14 protein-coding genes are annotated in these 18521 nt (G+C 69.8%); 5 read left to right on the top strand and 9 right to left on the bottom strand.

Annotated elements, in window-relative coordinates; all coding sequences use genetic code 11:
- Nucleotides 1-11 precede the first annotated feature (11 nt).
- Nucleotides 12-1979: a ligand-binding sensor domain-containing protein gene (locus Ssi02_RS26265; RefSeq protein ID WP_204030246.1), complete on the bottom strand. Its 1968-nt coding sequence runs from the start codon at nucleotides 1977-1979 to the stop codon at nucleotides 12-14.
- A 110-nt stretch (nucleotides 1980-2089) separates the two neighbouring features.
- A complete protein-coding gene (locus Ssi02_RS26260; RefSeq protein WP_204030245.1) occupies nucleotides 2090-2275 on the bottom strand; it encodes a hypothetical protein in 186 nt (61 codons plus the stop codon).
- 129 nt (nucleotides 2276-2404) lie between these two features.
- Between Ssi02_RS26260 and Ssi02_RS26255 the strand changes: the two genes are divergently transcribed.
- Nucleotides 2405-2881, top strand: coding sequence for a pyridoxamine 5'-phosphate oxidase family protein (locus tag Ssi02_RS26255; RefSeq protein WP_204030244.1), 477 nt, complete (start codon nucleotides 2405-2407; stop codon nucleotides 2879-2881).
- A 2-nt stretch (nucleotides 2882-2883) separates the two neighbouring features.
- On the opposite strand, the gene Ssi02_RS26250 is transcribed toward Ssi02_RS26255, so the two are convergent.
- From Ssi02_RS26250 to Ssi02_RS26225, 6 genes are all read right to left on the bottom strand, one after another.
- Nucleotides 2884-3885 (bottom strand): hypothetical protein, encoded by a 1002-nt coding sequence (locus Ssi02_RS26250; protein WP_204030243.1) that lies wholly within the window; start codon nucleotides 3883-3885, stop codon nucleotides 2884-2886.
- Entirely contained in the window at nucleotides 3885-4829 is a 945-nt protein-coding gene (locus Ssi02_RS26245) for a hypothetical protein (RefSeq protein ID WP_204030242.1), read from the bottom strand. Before Ssi02_RS26245 ends, Ssi02_RS26250 begins: the two co-directional genes overlap by 1 nt.
- A 45-nt stretch (nucleotides 4830-4874) precedes the next feature.
- On the bottom strand, nucleotides 4875-6308 hold the full coding sequence (locus Ssi02_RS26240; RefSeq protein ID WP_204030241.1) for an MFS transporter: 1434 nt from the start codon (nucleotides 6306-6308) through the stop codon (nucleotides 4875-4877).
- A 130-nt stretch (nucleotides 6309-6438) separates the two neighbouring features.
- Nucleotides 6439-7788: an alpha/beta hydrolase gene (locus tag Ssi02_RS26235; RefSeq protein ID WP_204030240.1), complete on the bottom strand. Its 1350-nt coding sequence runs from the start codon at nucleotides 7786-7788 to the stop codon at nucleotides 6439-6441.
- 35 nt (nucleotides 7789-7823) lie between these two features.
- Nucleotides 7824-9143: an alpha/beta hydrolase gene (locus Ssi02_RS26230; protein ID WP_204030239.1), complete on the bottom strand. Its 1320-nt coding sequence runs from the start codon at nucleotides 9141-9143 to the stop codon at nucleotides 7824-7826.
- A gap of 14 nt (nucleotides 9144-9157) precedes the next feature.
- Nucleotides 9158-10870, bottom strand: a complete 1713-nt coding sequence (locus Ssi02_RS26225) for a DUF885 domain-containing protein (RefSeq protein ID WP_204030238.1) — start codon at nucleotides 10868-10870, stop codon at nucleotides 9158-9160.
- Between the two features lie 229 nt (nucleotides 10871-11099).
- Between Ssi02_RS26225 and Ssi02_RS26220 the strand changes: the two genes are divergently transcribed.
- Together Ssi02_RS26220 and Ssi02_RS26215 are read left to right on the top strand one after the other, a co-directional pair.
- A complete protein-coding gene (locus tag Ssi02_RS26220) occupies nucleotides 11100-11618 on the top strand; it encodes a MarR family transcriptional regulator (RefSeq protein WP_204030237.1) in 519 nt (172 codons plus the stop codon).
- 149 nt (nucleotides 11619-11767) lie between these two features.
- Nucleotides 11768-13129: a GTP cyclohydrolase IIa gene (locus Ssi02_RS26215; RefSeq protein ID WP_204030236.1), complete on the top strand. Its 1362-nt coding sequence runs from the start codon at nucleotides 11768-11770 to the stop codon at nucleotides 13127-13129.
- 133 nt (nucleotides 13130-13262) lie between these two features.
- Here the strand turns inward: Ssi02_RS26215 and Ssi02_RS26210 are convergent, their stop codons facing one another.
- Nucleotides 13263-13952, bottom strand: a complete 690-nt coding sequence (locus tag Ssi02_RS26210) for a class I SAM-dependent methyltransferase (protein ID WP_204030235.1) — start codon at nucleotides 13950-13952, stop codon at nucleotides 13263-13265.
- Between the two features lie 307 nt (nucleotides 13953-14259).
- Between Ssi02_RS26210 and Ssi02_RS26205 the strand changes: the two genes are divergently transcribed.
- Both Ssi02_RS26205 and Ssi02_RS26200 read left to right on the top strand, forming a co-directional pair.
- Nucleotides 14260-17442 carry a LodA/GoxA family CTQ-dependent oxidase gene (locus Ssi02_RS26205; protein ID WP_204030234.1) on the top strand — a complete coding sequence of 1061 codons (3183 nt, stop codon included), beginning with the start codon at nucleotides 14260-14262 and terminating at the stop codon, nucleotides 17440-17442.
- Complete coding sequence (locus tag Ssi02_RS26200) at nucleotides 17439-18521, top strand: NAD(P)/FAD-dependent oxidoreductase (RefSeq protein WP_204030233.1); 1083 nt, start codon at nucleotides 17439-17441, stop codon at nucleotides 18519-18521. The genes Ssi02_RS26205 and Ssi02_RS26200 overlap by 4 nt, the downstream gene beginning before the upstream one ends.

The following is an 18521-nucleotide window of genomic DNA, read 5'->3' as shown; positions in this document are numbered from 1 at the left end:
TCCGGTCACCGTCAGTGGTGCGGGGAGATCGCGATCTTGATGAGGTTGCGGCCCTTGATGCCGTATAGCGCCTTCTGGGAGGGGTCGATGTTGAGCTTGGAGCCGCCGCCGAACCAGTCGCTCGCCAGACCCTCGACGATCTTCGAGACGGTCCACTCGCGCAGGTCGATGCGGTAGACCGCGTTGACGTCGCTGGTGTAGGCGGTGAAGCCGGCGATCAGCAGGTCGCCGCCCCGGTTGTTGACCTTGAGCGTGCGGGTGATCTTGCGCTTCAGCAGGTGATATTCGAACAGCACGCCGGTGTTGCTTATGCCGTACACCGCCAGGGGTGTGTGCGCGAGGTCGGTGACGGCGGAGATGCCGGGGAGTGGCTCGATCTGCCAGGTGACCTTGCGGGTGCGCAGGTCGAAGGCGGCCAGTTTGGCGTTGGGTGTGACCGGCGGGGAGCCGAGGCCCTCCTGCGTGCTGGTGCCGAGGTAGACGGTGCCGAGCACGGCGGTCACGGAGAAGACGGTCTGGCGGTCGATCACCGGGCGGTAGGTGTCGAGCTTGCCGGTGCGGGGGTTGTAGACGTCGAGGGCGCCGTTGGGGTGGCCCGGCTCGGACTGGGTGGGCATCACGATGAGGCCGGTCAGCCGGTCGACGCACAGATCCCTGGGGCGGTCCTGCTGGTTGCCGGTGCGGAACAGCAGCTTGGCCTCGGCCTCACCCGCGCGGTGAGAGTAGAGCGCGGCCTGGGTGTAGATGCCGAGGTAGGTGACACCCTTGTGGGTGATCATGGTCTTGGGCTCGCCGGGGATGGACAGCCGGGTGACCTTGCCGCTGGCCAGGTCGTGGATGTCGGCGCCGCTCTTGCCGCCGACGTAGACCCGTTTGCCGTCGGAGTGCACCGACATGGGCGCCTCGGCCGCGGCCCGGAATCCGCGTTGCACGTGGCTGCGGTAGTCCATGTTCCCGTTCGCCGGGTCGTAGACGAACACGCCCGTGTCCTGCAGGCCGTAGATCTTGCCGCCGTGCTCGAGCACACGACAGGTGGCCGCCTCGGGGAACGGCACACCGAGCACCTCGTAGACGCCGGTCGCGATCTGATAGCGGTAGATGGTGCCGGAGGGGCGGCCGGCGAAGTAGACCCAGCCGTCGAAGATGTGAACCGACACGATGTACTTCTCACCCGGGCCGGTCGCCTTGACGACCTTGTAGTCCGCCGGGTTGGCCTTGTCGAGCACGACTAGCTCGGCCAGCGAGTTGAGGCCGGCCGCCACGTGGGTGTCGGAGATCGACATGCTGGACGCCCAGTCGCGGTCGGCGAGTTCGGCGGGCAGGATGTTGCGCTTCTCACCCGTGCGCCTGTCGATCGCGACGAGGTGGGCATTGCTGCCGACACCGGCGTAGACGTGGGTGGCGTCGGCCTGGATGCTCCGGACATATGACTCGCCGGGCGCGGGCTGGCCGAGGTCGCGGCTCGTGCCCGTGGCAGGGTCGTATTCGACCACGCGGCCCGGCAGGGACGTGCCCATGTAGATCTTGCCGTCGGGCGAGGAGGCCATGGTCCAGATGTAGGGGTCGGGATATTCGGCGAGTTTGCGGGTCTCGCCGGTCAGGGTGTCGATCTTGTAGAGGTCGGAGCGGGAGTGTGTGCCCACATAGACGTCGTTACCGACCTTGCACATCGCCCATATGCCGACACCGCTGGGGATGTCGTGGTGCGCGGTGATGGTGTCCTTGGTGAGGTCCCACGCACCGACGACGTTGGGCGACAGGCCGCGAGAGCCCATGTAGAGCACGTCACCCACGAACTCGCCGTTGCCCAGCGGACTGGCGACGCTGGCGGGACCGAGATCGGTGACGGTGCCCTCGGGCACTCTGGAGGCGGCAGTCGGGGTCGTCGGGCCGGAGGAGGCCAGGGCGGGGGTGGCCGGAAGCGCCAGGGTCGCGGTGGACACGGCGGTGCCCAGCAGGAATCGGCGGCGGGGGATCATGTCGCTGGCTCCCTTGTGAAGTTTTGCCCGCACGCTATAACGGTCCTGACCGTAAAGTCCAGTACGGCAGAGCACCCTTGACCAAACCTCAATGCGGTCGCCGCCGTTATTTAGGCGCGCAACAGTACGACGGCCACGTTGTCATGCCCTCCGGCGTCCAGAGCCCGCCGCACCAGCGCCCGCGCCTCCCCCAAGGAGCCGGGCCCGTCGGCACCCCGCCTCGACGCGTCGCGCAGCGAGTTCACATCGGGCAGATAACGCCACGACCCATCCGTGCACCGGGCTTGTGTCTTCATACGGCGGCTGTCTCCGCGCCCGGCGCGAGGACGCGCGTACCTCGCCCCACGTGAGCTCCCTCCTCGGGAATTAGCCGGGAGCCCTCGCACTTGGCGATGAGTGCGGGACGGAACTACTGAGGAGCTGAGATGACGTCCAAGGTGCAGACTTTCGCCGAGATGAAAGAGGAGTTCGACGCCTACGTGGGGAGCACCGTCTACTCCACGATGGTGACCGTGGACGCCAAAGGGCGGCCTAGAACGCGGGTGCTGATTCCGGTATGGGACGTGGTCGACGGGGTGCCTCTCGGGTGGCTTGCGACCTACAAGACCCCCGTGAAGGCCGCCCACATCGCCGGCAATCCCCACACCAACTTCTCCTACTTGACGTCCCGGGGCCACAACGCCGTAGCGATCGACACGGTGGCCGCGTGGGACGACGATCCGGAGGTGAGGCGTCATGTGTGGGACCTCTACCTCCGGACCAGCCCCAGGGGTGCGGGTTACGACCTCGGGCGGTTCTGGAGTTCGCCCGAGGACCCCAAGCTGCATGTTCTCCGCCTCGAACCCTGGCGGATCCAGATCGTCAGAGGTGGCGACCTCCGCAGCCGCATATGGCAGGCATGAGGTCAGATGACGCGGAGGGAGGAGACCAGGCGCTTCATGTCCGGTAGGTGGTCGTGTGCCGGGCTTGCCATGGTGACGAAGAAGTAGGCCGGGCGCACGTCGCCGGTGTCGATCAGGACCAGTGTGTTGATCTCGCTGCGGACGGTGGAGTTCGCCTCCGGGCTGAGGGTGACCTCCCTGGTGATGAGCCAGGCCGGACGGCCGCCGACGGTGAGCGGGTGGGAGGCGAGGTCCCGGTAGGAGCAGCCGGGGGTGGCGAGCCGGGTGAGGGCGTCCTGCTGGGCGAGGGCGGCGGGGAAGAGGTCCTTCTCGGGGGTGACGTGGTAGAGGAGCCCCGGGTTGAGCAGGCCCGAGCCGTACGCCGAGAACCATCCGCGCTCGGGCAGGGAGTGGCGCCACAGCGTGAGCGCGCCCCCGGCGACCACGGGTGTGTCCTCGCCGCCGCGGGGCGGGCCCCACGCGCCGCCGAGGCGGGCGTAGGAGAGGCCGGCCTCCGGGTCGGTCAGCCGGCCCTCGACCGGCGAGGTGCGGCCCTCGAACCTCGGTCTTTCCGCGATCTCGCCTGTCGCGGGCACGTCGTCCGTGCCCTCCGGCGGGCCGGCCGCGGTGTCGCCGACCGTCACCGCGCACGTCGCCCGCTGACCGGCGTCGGCGGCGACGAGCACCCCGTCGACGGTGAGGCGGCAGCCGACGATGGCGCCGCCCACCCCCGAGGCGGTGACCACGGCCTCTTGGCCGCGATGGAGCGTCTGCCGGCGCTTCAGCGGCACCTCGGCGCCCGTGAGGCGCCTGCGCGCCGGGAGGGCCGTCTCCACGTCGGCGAGGCCGTTGCCGGTGACCTCGTATTCCACCTTCGCGGTGAAGACGCGCCGGGCCAGCAGGTCCTCCACGGCGGGGGCGGCGGCTAAGGCCCCGGCGTAGGCGAGCACGACGACCACCCCGAATCCGCTCATCCAGCGGGGCACGGGGTCGTGCAGTCTGCGTCCTCCGGGTGAGAGCGGCATCAGCTCGCCTCCTTGACCGGCACGACGAGGCGCAGGCCGCTTCTGCGCGCCTGGTCGACGCTGCTGAGCAGCGCCTCCTCGATCCTGCGCGCGTCCTCGGTGAGGCCCTCGATCTGGGTGACGGCGAGTTCGTCCCGCACGGTCCTGGCGAGCAGTTCCCGGTAGGCGTCGCTCCGGGTGGACAGCCGCTGCGCGGTCTCCCACCGGCGCAGCGCGTCGTCGGCGGCCACGACCTGGACGGCGTAGTCCTCCAGGGCGCCGACGCGCCGGGTCACCGACGCGGTCGCCAGGGCGAGCGCTTCGCCCTGCGCGTGGAGCATGACGGCTATCCTCGGGTCCCGCCGGTCCGGCACCGCCTCATGCTCTCTGCGCAGCGCGTCCACCTGGGCGAGTGTCTGCGCGATCTCCCACACCTGGGCGGGCAGTGTCACCGTGTTGCGCACGTCGTCGAGCAGCCCGGCCCTGTTCACCTCCGACCCGAGCACGGCGGCCACCGCGGACCCGGCCCTGTGCAGCAGGTCGACCTCGCTGTCGCCGAGGTCCTCGGGCCGAACATAGCGGTCGCGCAGGGTGCGCCCGAGGCGTGCGGCCTCGCCTTCCCCGCACAACCCGAACATGACCCCGGCCGCGACCGCCGCGCCGGCCGGCGCGACCGAAAGGAGTGAGGTCCCGGTGTAGACCGCGAGACCGCCGGCACAGATGACCCCGGCCTGCGCGAGGAAGCCGAAGACCTGGACGCCGCCGCGGTGGAACGACCCCATGACCGCGGGCAGCAGTGCCCATCCGGGCGCGTGCAGGAGGCACATCCCGAGGTCCCGCCAGGTTCGCCCGCCGAAGCGCGGCTTACGGAGGAGCGTTCCGGGCGGGTGGAGTGCCTCCGGGTGCTCCTGAAGCAGCTTCCGCGAACGTTCGGGAACCTCGGGATCGATCACAACCTCCGACATATGCCCCATGATCCACCGTGGACCACGGGGCATTCAAGATCGAATTCAGGCCGTGGTCGTGGCGCGACGCCCCGGAATCAAGAAGGTGAGGGCCGCCGTGACGACGAACGCCCCGATGGCCAGGGCGTAGCCCATCACGTAGCTGTCGGCGGTGCCCAGACCGTCCGGGCCCGCGGTGATGACCAGCGCGACGACGGGGGTGCCGAGGGACGTGCCCACCGAGCGGATCACCATGAACAACCCAGTCGCGATGCCGGTCTCGTTCGGGCCCACCACGGAGATCACCGCGTTGGTCAGCGAGGTCATCGTCAACGTCTGGGCTGTGCCGTACGCCACCATGAAGGCCACGTAGTGCCACACCTGCGAGGGGAGTGTCAGCATCGGCACGAGGCACACCGCGATCCCGGCGGTCGCCGCGAGGACGACTGCGCGTGATCCGAAACGGGCGTCGGCGAGGCCGCCGAGCGGCGCCGCGACCAGGGCGACGATCGACGCCGGCAGCAGGGTGAAACCGATGACGGTGATGGACTGACCGAGCCCGAAACCCGTCGAGGTAGGCGCCGCGAGGATTTGCGGCAGCATGAACATCCCGAACGCACTGGCCACCGCGGCGGCCAGCTCCACGACGGCCACACCCTGGATGGCACGCCCCCGCAGCATCTTGAGGTCGACCAGCGGCTCCTTCGCCCGCCTCTCGGCACGGACCCACAGCGCGACAAGTCCCGCGAGCACGGCCAGGGCCGCGAGGGACGGCACCGACAACAGCCCGGCGTCGGACACCATCGACACGAAGAGCGTCAGCACGATCAGCGCCGCGGTGAACAGGATCGCGCCGGCCCAGTCGAAGGCGCCGCGCACAGGTGGCGAGGCCAGCGGGGCGCGCGGCGTGACCAGCATGAAGATGAGGCCGGCGGCGGTCATGAGGATCGTCGGCAGGCCGAACATCCAATGCCACGACAGCCCCTCGGCGATCGGGCCCGCGAGGAGCGCGCCCGCGGTGCCGCCGGCCATGAACGTGGAGATGACGATCCCCGTCGCGACCTTCATCCTGGCCGGCGGGAAAAGCTTGCGCTGGAGCACGAAGGCGAGCGGCATGAAGCCGATGCCGCAGCCGAGGAAGACCTGGCCCACTACCAGAAGCGCGAGGGTAGGGGCGAGGGCGGAGATCGTGCCACCGATCACCACGACGAGCAGGAGGACTAGCGTCACGTCACGCCCGTTGTATCTGTCGCCGAGCCTGCCGACGAGAGGAGAGATGACCGCTGCCATAAGCGCGGACACCACGATCAGCATCGAGCCGCCCGCCGGGGTGGTGTTGAACTCGCGCTGAAGCAGGGGAAGTGCGACGGCGGGCATGGCCTCGATGGCGGCGATCGAGGCCAGTATCACCCCGAGGGAGGCGGTCACCGTCCATGAGACGCCTTCGGCAGCGGGGGAGGAGTCGTCTTCCGGGGGGCTTTCGGCGTGGGCTTTCGACATGGCTCTCTCCTGAGAGGGCGCGCCGCGCGGAGGTGAGGTGGCGCGGTGCGCGGGTGGCGTGGGTGGGGTGGTCAGGAGGGGCGGGTCGCGCGGCGGCCCCCGCCACCGCGCGACTTCGAGAGGTACGGCGTCAGCCGTCGTGGCCGCCGGCCAGCAGATAGCGCAGGCCGAGGGGGAAGGTGCGCCGCCATCCGGCGGTGTCGTGCCCGCCGGAGAACTCGTGGTAGCGCACCTCGTAGCCCTTCGCCTGGAGCACCGTGCGCAGGTTGCGGTTGGAGGAGAGCAGGCTCAGCCCGTCGACGCCGGGGTCGTTCTCCAGGGTGCCCGCGTCGATCCAGAACCTGACCGGAAGCAGGGGAGCGGTGGCGAACTGTCTGGTCAGCCACTCGGTCTCGTCGTCGCGGCCGAAGTCGTAGGGGCCTGAGTCGGCGCCGTAGGCGGTGCGCTTGCCCCACCAGTGGGAGCCCGACATGGACAGCACCCGGCCGAACACGTCGCTGCGGTTGTAGGCGAGCCAGGCTGAGCTGAGCCCGCCGTAGCTGGAGCCGGACACGACGGTGCGCGCCGGGTCGGCGGTCACACCGTATTCCGCGCGCAGCCAGGGCATGAGCTCGTCGGCGTACATCGTGACGAACTCCTGCCGGCAGCTCATCTCCAGCATGCGCGAGTCGGCGAACACGTTGTGCACGAACACCCCGACGAGCGGGGGGATCTCCCCGGCGGCGATGAGGTTGGTGAGGATGTGGTCGTATCCCTCGGCCAGCATCATCTCCCCGTCGATCAGGAAGACGACCGGGTGGTCGCATCCCTCCGGCAGCGGCACCGGCGGGGTGTAGACCGTGATGGTGCGCTCGTTGTCGAATGCCTCCGAGCGGAAGGTGTGCGTGTGCAGTGTCGCGCCCTCAAGGCGGGCCGGGCCGTGCCAGGTGACCGGGTCGACATCGGGCAGGCTGAGTACGGAGGTCCACACGGTGACATGGGGTTTGGCCGGGTCGAGATACTGGTCCATGCCGATGTCGAAACGGTCGGGGTTGAAGGCGTCGTCCCGGGAGCAGCGGGCGCTCTCGTCCATCAGCGCGGTCATTTTGTCCGGCTGCTGCATCAGCACCATGGCGTCGTCCATGCTGAGCGAGACCATCGGGTCGTCGACGAGGAAGCGGTAACCGACTGAGAGCTTCCTGTCGGTGACGCGGTGGGACAGATACCAGACGTCGGTGCCGTCGGCGCGGGTCATCGCCTTGTTCATCTGCCCCGGGTCGACGACGAGCTGGCAGTAGAGATTGACCTGGTCGCCGGGGCCGATGTAGACGAAGGTGACGATGACGCTCTCGTCCTCCATCTCCTCTTGGAGCGGGCCCGCCGATTCCCGCAGGTCGCTCTGGAGTCTCTCGACCGCGTCGGCCTCGCCTTCGTGCACCGCCTGGAGAAAGCGGCTGATCCTCGGAGAATCGACGGCCGGCTGAATCATGGATGTCGTCATGCGTGGTTCCCTTGAGTAAAAGCGGGTGAGCGGACTCAGGCGCCGAGGAGATAGCGCAGGCCCAGCGGGAGGGAGCGCCGCCATCCGGCGTTGTCGTGCCCGCCGGAGAACTCGTGGTAGCGCACCTCGTAGCCCTTGGCCTCAAGCACGGAGCGCAGGTTGCGGTTGGCCGAAAGCAGGCTGACGCCGTCCTCCAGCGGGTTGGTCTCCAGCGTGCCCGCGTCGATCCAGAACCTCACGGGCTTGCGGGGCGCGGACGCGAACTGCCGGTTCAGCCACTGGGGCTCGTCGTCACGGCCGAACTCCAGCGGCCCGCCCTCGTTGTCGAAGAAGCCGACCTTGCCCCACCACAGAGACCCGGACATCGACAGCACCCGGCCGAACACGTCGGAGCGCGAGTAGCCGAGCCAGACCGAGGCAAGCCCGCCATAGCTGCACCCGGCCACGACGGTGCGCGCCGGGTCGGCGGTCACGCCGTACTTCTCCCGCAGCCACGGCATCAGCTCGTCGGCGCAGAACGCGGCGTATTGCGGCTGACAGCTCATCTCCTCCATGCGCGACATGACCGTGGGGTTGTAGATGAAAACCCCCACGAAAGGCGGAACCTCGCCGTCCGCGATGAGATTTGTGAAGATGTGCTCGAAGCCGTCGCTCAGGAAGCCGTCGCCGTCTTGCACGACGACAACGGGGTGATCTCCGCTCTCCGGCAGCGGCACGGGAGGCAGGTAGACCACGACCTTGCGCTCGTTGCCGAGGATCTCCGAGCGCAGGGTGTGCGTGTGGAGGGTCGCGCCCGGAAGGCGCGGTGGGCCGAACCACGTGGCCCGGTCGACGTCGGGGAGGCTCAGCACGGAAGTGCGCAGCAGGCACCGTTCCTCCTCCTCGAATAGATCCTCGATCTTGTGGATGCTCTCGTCCGGGTTGAAGGGGTCGGGCCGCGAGTGGAGCACGGCTTCCCGCATCATCGCCTCGACCTTCGGCGGCTCGCGGAAGAGCTGCATCATCTCCACCGCCGACATCTCGGCTATCCGGTCGTCGAGCTGGAAGTGGTAGGTGACCGAGAGTCTCCGGTCGCTGATCGGCGCGGAGAAATACCACACGTCGGTGCCGGGGACCCTCGTCATGAGGGGCCCACGGCCGTCGACGTCCGCCGTCGCCTGACTGTTGAGATGTACGGTGTTCGCCTGCCCGATGTAGACGAACGTGACGAGCACGCTCCCGTCCTCCTGCTCGTCGAGGAGGGGGCCGCCCGAGGCCTTGAGCTCGTCGGCCAGGGCGTCGGCCGCGTCGGCTTCGCCGTTCTCGACCGCCTTCAGAAAACGGGTGAGCCTGGGCGATTCAAGGGTCTGCGTCATCGTGGTCTCCTGTCTCAGCGGGTGGCCCGGGCGGCCCAGCGGGTGATGGTGTCGTCGAGCACGTCCAGCGCCAGAGCGCCGTGACCGAGGACCTGGCCGTGGAACTCCTTGATGTCGAAGCGGGGCCCGAGTACGGCACGGGCCTCGTCACGCAGCCGGTCGATCTCGCGGCGCCCGATCATGTAGGCGAGTGCCTGGCCGGGCATCGTGATGTAGCGCTCGACCTCGTTGACGACGTTGGCCTCGTTGGTGGCGGTGTTGTCGCGCATGAAGGCGATCGCCTGCTCCCGGGACCAGCCGAAGTGGTGCAGGCCCGTGTCGACGACGAGCCGGCACGCCCGCCAGGCGTCGGTGGACAACATGCCGAGGCGCTGCAGATCGGAGCTGTAGAGCCCCATCTCGTCGGCGAGCCGCTCGGCGTAGAGGCCCCAGCCCTCGACATAGGCGGTGAGCGCGGCGCCGAGGTGGCGGCGGAAGTCAGGCAGGCCGGTGAGTGTCTGGGACACCGCGAGCTGCAGGTGGTGGCCGGGGATGCTCTCGTGGAAGGTGATCGCCTCGTATTCGAAGCGGGAGCGCGAGCGCGGGTCGACGGTTGCCACCCGGTGGGTGCCGGGCCGGGAGCCGTCGAGCGCCGGGGGCCGGTAGTAGGCCGCGGGGGCGGCCGCCGCCTCGAACTCGTCCATCTCCTCGGTCACGCACGGCGGGATGTCGTAGGCGGGGAACCAGTCGCCCGCCGCCCCCTTGGCACGTTCCAGGGCGCCGTCCACGAGCCGCACGATCTCCTCGGACGTCTCGAACCTGAGCGACAGGTCGTCCTTGAGCGTGCGCAGGATCTCGGGCACCGACGTGATGCCGAGCGCTCTGCCGCCCACCTCGGCGAACTCCTCGCGGAGCCGGGCCAGGCAGGTCAGGCCGATCTGGTGGATCTCCTCGGCCGTCAGCGATGTGGTGGTGTGCTGGGCGATGGCGTCCGCGTACGCCGCGAGCCCGCCGGGGATGTGACAGATGCCCGGCTCGTCGTCGGAGCGGCCCACGGGGAGCAGGTCGCGCTCGAAGGTGTCCCGCAGGCGCCGGGCGGCGGGCCGCACCTTCTCCTCGATCAGCCGCAGCGCCTCCTCGCGGAAGGGCTCGGCCGCCTCGTCGCCGCCCGCCACCGGCCGCAGCAGCGGGTCGGCCGCGACGTCGCCCGCGAGATTGCGGTCGAGCCGGCCGATGGCCTGCCGTACCCCCGCCCGCACCGGGAACCTGCCGCCGGCCTTGGCGGCGAGGTAGACGTCGCGCCAGCCGTCCAGGAAGCCGTCGAGCCCGTCGAGGCGGGAGAGGTAGTCGCGGCCCCGGTCGCCGTCGGTGACCGGCATGGATGCGACGGCGTGGAGCATCTGGATCTGCGGGGCGACGATGCTCGCCGTCACCGCCACGTCGGACACGCCGTGCCGCAGCTCGGCGCGGCCGTCGTGGAGCGCGCGGGTCAGGGCGCCCTTGGTGACCTTGTCTTCGTCGGACAGGTCGCCGTCGGCCACCTCCTCCAGCGCGGCCCGGATGCGGGACAGGTCCTTGTCGAGCGCGTCCCTCGCGGCCAAGCCCGGGTCCGGCACAAGGGCGTCGTAGCCGGGGAGGCCGAGCATGCTCGCGCTGAAGGGGTCACTGGCGAGAAACGTCGTGAAGTAGTCGTCGCCGAGCTCGGCCAGACGGGAACTGGCGCGTGGATCGGAGGGTTCTGCGGGCACCAAATCTCCAGAGCTGCTCGTATCAGGGATTTCGGCGATTATTCGATGGCGAGTGCCGTTTAGTCAATACTGATGGCTATTCAGAAATCTCTGAACGACGTTACGTGGTAAGTTGAGAGCAGTCCACCGGAGGTCGAGCGAAGGTCTCGCGCCTGTCGGCAGACGACAGCGATCGCACAGACGACACCAGCCGGGGTTCCCGCGCGGGCTTCGGCAGAGGGATGGGAACATGCCCAAAGCGCAATCGGGCGACCTCGGCGAGGCGGCGCTCGTCGACCGGCTGACCGAGCTCTTCCAGGGGATCCTGCCGCCCATGGCCTGCCGGATCCTCGCTGCGCTCCTGGTCACCGACGAGCCGCACCTGTCCAGCCGTGAGCTGGCCGAGCACCTGTCCGCCAGCTCGTCGTCGATCTCCACCATGGCCCGGCTGCTCAACTCCCTCGGGCTGGTCGACCGGGAGGTGTCGGTGGAGACCCGCCGGGACCTTTTCCGCATCGAGCTCGACGCGTGGCAGCGCGCGCAGCTCAACGGCGACGAAGAGCTGAGGAAGCTGCTGCACACGCTCGACGACGAGGTGATGGCGCGTGAGCCGCATTCCGTCAGTGCGGTGAAGCTCCGTTCGATGCGCGACTTCTACACCTTCCTGCTTGAGGACACCCCGCAGGTTTTCCAACGCTACGAGCGCTGGCTGGAGGCCGGCGGCGTGCGCAAGGCATGGCCGGAGGACGCCGCCCGCCTGGAGGGCTGACCGCCCGGCGCCTTCCTCGTAGCTTGAATGGGGAAAGCCGATTAGCTGACAGGAGAAGTCAAGGTCGGAGTGCTCGCGAAGGAGGGAGCCGACCGCCTCGCGTCGCGCCGGGACCGGTAATGTTCTCAGGTCTCAATGACGAGAGAGCGGTGGTTCTCAGGGAGGCCGTCACCGCCCTGCTCGGCAGAATGGGAGGTGATATGGAGCGCCTGCGGTCCAAGATCGCTATTGGAGTGGTCGGGCCACACGACCTTGTCGAACAGATCGTGCACATCGGCGCGGGCCTGCCGTCGGCGGCGTCGCTGCGGCTGGTCGGGGCGTCCCAGCCCTGCGAGCTCGAAATACCCGACCGGTTATCCAAGATCTTAAGCACCATCGACGCCGTGCTCTTCACCGGGCCCCTCCAGCACGACCTGGCCCGCCAGACGGGTGAGCTGCCCGTGCCGGCGACCCACGTGCCGGTCAGCGGCGCCGGGCTCTACGCCTGCCTCCTGCGGGGGGTGCTGCGGCACGGCATCGACCCGGCCAGGATCAGCATCGACTCCCTCTCCCAGGACGAGGTCGCCGAGGCATACGACGAGATCGGCGTGCCGGCCTCCGGCGTGCACGTGTGCGAATACCTCCGGCCCGACTCGGTGCGCGACTTCCACGGCTTCCACGAACGCCTGCACAAGAGCGGCGCCACCGGCGCCGCCGTCACCACCGTCAGGTCCGTGGCCGACAAGCTGGCCGACGACGGCGTGCCCGTGCTCCGCGTCAAACCCACCACCGACACCGTGCGGCAGTCCCTCGACACCGCGGCGCTGCTCGGCGCCGGGAGCCGGCTGGGGGAGGCGCAGATCGCGATCGTGCTGGTGGAGCTCGGCGCCTCCGCCCGCCCCACCTACTCGGGCCCCGGCAACTACTGGCAGCAGGAGCTCAAGCTTTCCCTCCACCGCGCCCTGCTGGCCGACGTCCGGCTCATGGGCGCCACCGTGGCCCCCCGCGAGGAGAACAGCTACGTCGTCACCACCACCGTCGGCGCCCTGACGCACGCGACCGAGGAGTTCACCGTCGCGCCCTTCATGGACCGCGTGCGGGCCGACGTCGGCGTCGCCGTGGACGTCGGCATCGGCCTCGGCCACACCGCCCGCGACGCCGACGCCAACGCCCTCACCGCCCTCGAACGCGCACGCGGCTCGGACGCCGCCGCCGCGTTCCTCGTGGGCGACGACGGCACCTCCCTGTCGCTGCCGCTGCGGCAGCGCCGCAAGGTCGAGGTGGAGACCGAGCCCGAGACCGAGTCCAAGGCGGTCAAGGTGCGCGACCGCCTCCTGCGCCACCTCGGGGACGACCCGGAGGCGATGGTGGTCGACGCGGAGATCGTCGCCGAGATCCTCGGCGTGGCGCAGCGAAGCGCCAGACGGGTGCTGCAAAACCTCGTCGAGGAGGGCCTCGCCTGGGCCCTGCCCCCCGTCAAGTCCCCCCACGCCGGCCGCCCGCGCCAGCCGTACCGGCTGGTCAACGGGTAGCCCGGTCCACCGGTCGCCCCTCACCTGGATCGGGGTGGGGGCGGTCACGGCGCGGAAGCGGAACAGGCCGACTGCCGGCGCATTCCTCCTGACGGTGCTGTACGGCAGAAGCCCGGCAACCGACCGGCTCCGGCTAGAGGCGTAGCAGCCGCACCCCGACAAACGACGGCCGCCGCGTGAGCTTCTCGTAGGCCGCCGGGTCGACCTCCCGCAGGCTCGGCACGGGAACCGGCTCGATGAGCCGCTCCAGCACGAAACCGGCGCTCAGCACCTCCGTCAGGAACATCTCCAGGGTCGCCCGCTGATAGTGGATGGAGAGCGGCCCGCCGACGGGCAGGTCCACCCACTCGTCGGTGAAGTAGGAATCGCCGAAGTGCACCCAGTCGGCCGTCGGGTGGGTCGTCGAGATCAGCAGCCACCCGCCCGGGCGCAGTACGCGGCGCAACTCGCCGAGCAGCTGGGCGCGGCGGGTGATGTGGTGGAGGACGAGGGCACACAACGCGCCGTCGAACGCACCGTCTGGGAGGTCGAGCGGCTCCTCCAGATCGTGGAGGCGCAGGTCGGCCCGCCCGCCGGTGCGGGCCCGCGCGTGACGGATCAGGGCGGCGCTGCCGTCGACGCCCACCACCTCGGCTCCCCGGTCGAGCAGCTCGGCGGTGTAGTGGCCGGCGCCGCAGCCGACGTCGAGGATCTTCGCGCCGGTGACGTCCCCGGCCAGGTCGAGCATGGCGGGGCGGTCGACGTAGGCGTTGTAGGGGCTGTCGGCGGCGTGCCGGGCGAAGTGGTCGCCCAGGTCGTCGTGGTAGGCGGTGCGTGCAGGCATTTTGGGATTATTGCAGATTTTATTGCGGGATGAGATTCGACGGCCTCTGTGGGGCTCTTGTCCGTCAAAGGGGCTGACTCGTGAAATCAAAGATATTCGCCTGAGTTTTTGCTGCAACAAGGCCGATAGTGGACAAGTGTCTTGACATGGCTAGTCGGGAAATCCATATTTGCGGGGTGCCCTCCGCATTGGGAAACGGAGGGCACTCGCCGACCTCGGGCTGCATACCGGCAGGCAGGCCACGGGAGACGGGGTAGGGGCGCGATTTCACGTTCTTCACAGCGCCGCGCGACGAGAAGGGGGAGCATTGGCGACCGTCTACAAAATTCACCCGGCCATCGGAATCGCCCGGGTAGGCAACAGCCCCGACGAGTTCTTCATCGGCCCGGAGCGGATAGGTCAGCGTCCGGAACCCGAAGGCGGATATAAGGACGCGCAATGCCGGGTGAAACGGCAGGCGGCCCGATTCCGCGTCTACGCCCACCACGACGACGGCACGACCGAGGAGATCACCGATGCGGAGGCCCAGATAACCTGGGTCGTCCACCTTGCCAACACCAAGGCCGCCCACCCCGACCGCGGCAACAACGAGCCCCCCGCAGACCTGAGCATCGACCCCGGCCCGCGCACCTTAACCGGCCCCGGCCAGGAGCAGGCGTTCGACACCGGAACCATCACATTCGCCGGCGCCCCGGTCACGACCGTGCCCCTCGGCGAGATTCGCAGCACCCCGGAGAATCACCTGCTCGTCCTCGGCGGCTATGGCGCGGCGGCCTCACCGATCGGCACCGCGCTGGGCGACTTCTGGGCCAACGACGACTGGTATGACGACGTGGCCGACGGCCCGGTCTCCGCGACGATCCGGCTGCGCGCCGACGACTCGGAACACCGGGCACTCGGCGCGTGGGTGCTTGTCGGGCCGCCGAAGTTCGCCCCCGACCAGGACAACTCGATCACCCTCTACGACCGGGTCCTCCAGGCCATGGTGGACGGCGGCCTGCTGCCCGCGCCCGCCACCACGTCCTACACCGGCGACATCCACCCCGTCTTGCAGCGTGCCCGCGACAGCGGATGGGTGGCGCCGGCCGGGCGCGCCCACACCTGGCCGGACCCCGTCACCGGCACCGCGCAGCGCGAGGCGATCTTCGACCGGCTGAAGGCACCCGGGGGAGAGGGCGGCAACATGCCGTCCCTCAACGACGGGGACGGCGACGGCCGGCTGACCGCCGTGCAGTACGCGCATATGGAGCGGTGGAAGAACGGCGACTACGAGAACGACTGGACCGGGCCGCCCTCGCCCGAGCAGGACATCACACCCGGCGGCCTGGACCGGGCGGCCCTGGAGGCGTGCGTCGGCGGGTCCTTCGCGCCCGGCATCGAAGCGGGCGGCCTGCCAGGCTCCAGCCGTACGATCATCGACGCCTCGAAATATCTCGAACCCTTCCGCCTCAACCACGACCTCCTCACACCGGGCGCCCTCACCCACCTCATGGCCCTGCCCTGGCAGAGCGACTTCTGGGCGTGCGGCGACCAGTGGTGGCCGGTGCCCCGGCCCAACTTCGTCACCCGCCAGGGCACACCCCGCCAGCTCTTCACCGCCGGCCTGGTCGACGACTGGCAGAGCATGGTGGACAACTGGCACCGGCTGGGCTTCGTCGTACGGCAGGGCACGGAAATCGTGGAAGTCGACCGGTGTGACACCAACGTGGTGAGCGTCCACCTGCTGACCCCGCTGCTCAACTTCCAGGCCGTCCCCCAGGGGCCGATGGGCATGGTGCGGGAGACGGCGCTGCCCATCACCTTCGAGGTGAGCTCGCCGTCGAGGGCGGTGGCCCTGCGCTACACCGCGGACGGCGCCCCCTCGCACCCCCGGCTGGCCGCCGCCAACACCTCCGTCACCGTCGAGGTCACCGAGGGCAACTCCGTGGTGACCGCCCGGTTGTGGGTGGTTTACCGTACCGGCGCGGCCGGGGCGGTGCTGCCGCCGCAGAAGCTCACCGTGGAGGAGGTGGGCGGCACCGGAGTCTGGGAGATCACCGTCATCGGCGACACCGTCGCCCGCAGGACGGCGGCCGCGGCGCTTGTACTCGACCGTTCGGGCAGCATGTCCGGTCAGGGAGCCGACGGGCAGTCCAGACACGCCGCGCTCCAGCGGGCAGCGAGCGTCTTCGCCGACGTCATGCTGGAGGGTGACGGCGTCGGCGTCGTGGGGTTCAACGAGGACGCCCAGGTGCTGTCCCCGGTGGTGCCGCTCGGCGCGGGCGGCCGGTCCGACGCAGCCCGCAACGCCGTCAAGGACGCCATCCGCGGCCCCGGACTCGACCCCGAAGGCGAGACCTCCATCGGCGACGGCATCGCCGAAGGGCGCGAGGCGCTCGGCGAGGCCGCGGAGTTCGACGTGAAATCGCTGGTGGTCGTCACCGGCGGCGTGGAGAACCACCCCCGCCCGATCTCCGAGGTGGCGCCCGGCATCAACGAGCCCACCTACGCGGTGGGCCTCGGGCGGCCGCACAACATCAGTGTGTCCGCACTTCAGGCGATCTCCGGCAACAACGGCGGCTATCTGCTGATGACCGGGGAGACGGGCAGTCGATTCCTCCTGCAAAAGTATTTCCTGCAGATCCTCGCCGGAGTGAGCGACGCCGGCATCGTGCTCGACCCCGAGGGCACGCTCCTCCCTGACCGCGTCGAACGTATTCCCTTCCGGCTCACCGCCGCCGACAGCGGAGTCGACGTGATCCTCCTGACCCCGTCCACCCGGGTCGTCGACTTCCGGGTGGAGACCCCGAGCGGGCAGCTCATCGAACCCTGGCGGGCAGTCTCGGAGCCCGGCATGCGCTATGTGCAGGCGGACGGAGTGAGCTACTACCGGCTGGCCCTGCCCGCCGAACTGACCGCCGACCGATACGACGCGGGCGGCACCTGGCACGCCGTCCTCAAGATCGGCCTCCCCCGCACCGAGCCGAACGACACCCGCGACGGCGCCGACGCCTCCGTCCGCTACACCGCCCTCGCACAGGGAGGATCGAGGGCCCCGCTGGACGCCCGCGACCGGCGGGCCGGCGTCCTGGCCGCCGAACAGCCGCCGGCCTGGCTGGCTGTGCCGTACGGCCTCGTCGTGCACACCTACTCCAACCTCGCCTTCGACGCGCGGGCCGACCAGGCAGGCATGGAACCCGGGGCACGTATCACTCTGCACGCCACACTGACGCAGTCAGGCGTGCCGCTCGGGCAGCACGCCGACGTCTGGGCGGAGATCACCGCACCTGACGGCGGCCAGTCCCGGGTGTCCCTTCCGGAGGGCGAACCCGGCCGCTTCACCGAGGGCTTCGACACGACGGGCCCCGGGGTCTACCGCATCCGGATGCGGGCCCGCGGCACCACGCTCGCGGGCGAGGTGTTCGTGCGGGAGAAGACCTTGACGGGCGCGGTGTGGCGAGGCGGCGACCGCGAGCCCGCCCCGGTCCGGCGGGGGCGTGCCGACCCGTGACGGATGTCGATGTGGCGGTCGTCGGAGCCGGCCCGTCCGGCTCGGCGACCGCCCGCCGCCTCGCCCTGGAGGGGCACCGGGTGGTGCTCCTGGAAAGGTCGGACTTCCGCGGACCGCGCGCCGGCGAGTCGTTGGCACCCGAAGTGCGGCCGCTGCTGACCGAGTTGGGGGTGTGGGACGGTTTCATGGGGCTGGGGCCACTGGTTTCGTACGGCACACGCAGCGTTTGGGGTGGCTCCGACCCGTTGACGCAGTCTTATGTGATGAACCGCCACGGTTGCGGGTGGCACGTCGACCGGTGCGCGTTCGACCGCATGCTGGCCTTCGCCGCCCGGTCCGCCGGGGCCGAGCTGCTGGAGAACACGTCGGTTGTCGGCTGCGACCGGCCGGCCGACGACCGCTGGCTGGTGCGGACGGCGGGGGGCGGTGTGGTGCGTTCTCGCGTGCTGATCGACGCGACGGGCCGCGCCGCCGCGGTGGCCCGGAGACTGGGCGCGGGGAGGGTGCTGTTCGACCGTCATGTGGGGATCACGGTCCTGTGCGGCGGGGTAGATGTGAGCGGCGAAGGTTATGTGTGCGTGGAGACCATGCCGTCGGGGTGGTGGTATTCCGCCCCCGTTCCCCCTTCCGGCATGGCAGTGGTGCTGATGACGGACGGCGACATTTGCCGTAGAGAATCCCTTCCGGCCCGCTGGCCCGACCTGCTGTCGTCAACCGCCCCCGTCACCGCAAACCGCGCCAAGGGCATGGTTGCCTGGGGCCCCAGGGTGTTCCCCGCCGCCTCACACCGCCTCCACCGCCCCGACCACACAGCCCCCTGGCTGGCGGTCGGCGACGCGGCTCTGACCGTGGACCCCGTCACGGGAAGCGGCGTGACCCGTGCCCTTCAAACGGCCCGCACCGCCGCCACCCTGGTCCCCGCCCTGCTGGCGGGCGACACCGGTGTTCTTTCCGCCTACGAGAACGAGCTGGACACCACCTGCGACACCTACCTCCACAACCGCGCCGCGGTGTACGCCATGGAAAACCGCTGGCCCGACGCCCTGTTCTGGCGCCGCCGCACCGGCTCAGCCTCGTGA

The organism is Sinosporangium siamense, from assembly GCF_016863435.1.
GTDB classification, from domain to species: Bacteria; Actinomycetota; Actinomycetes; order Streptosporangiales; family Streptosporangiaceae; genus Sinosporangium; species Sinosporangium siamense.
Note: the sequence above shows the minus strand (reverse complement) of the source record. Positions and strands in the feature narration are given on the sequence as shown.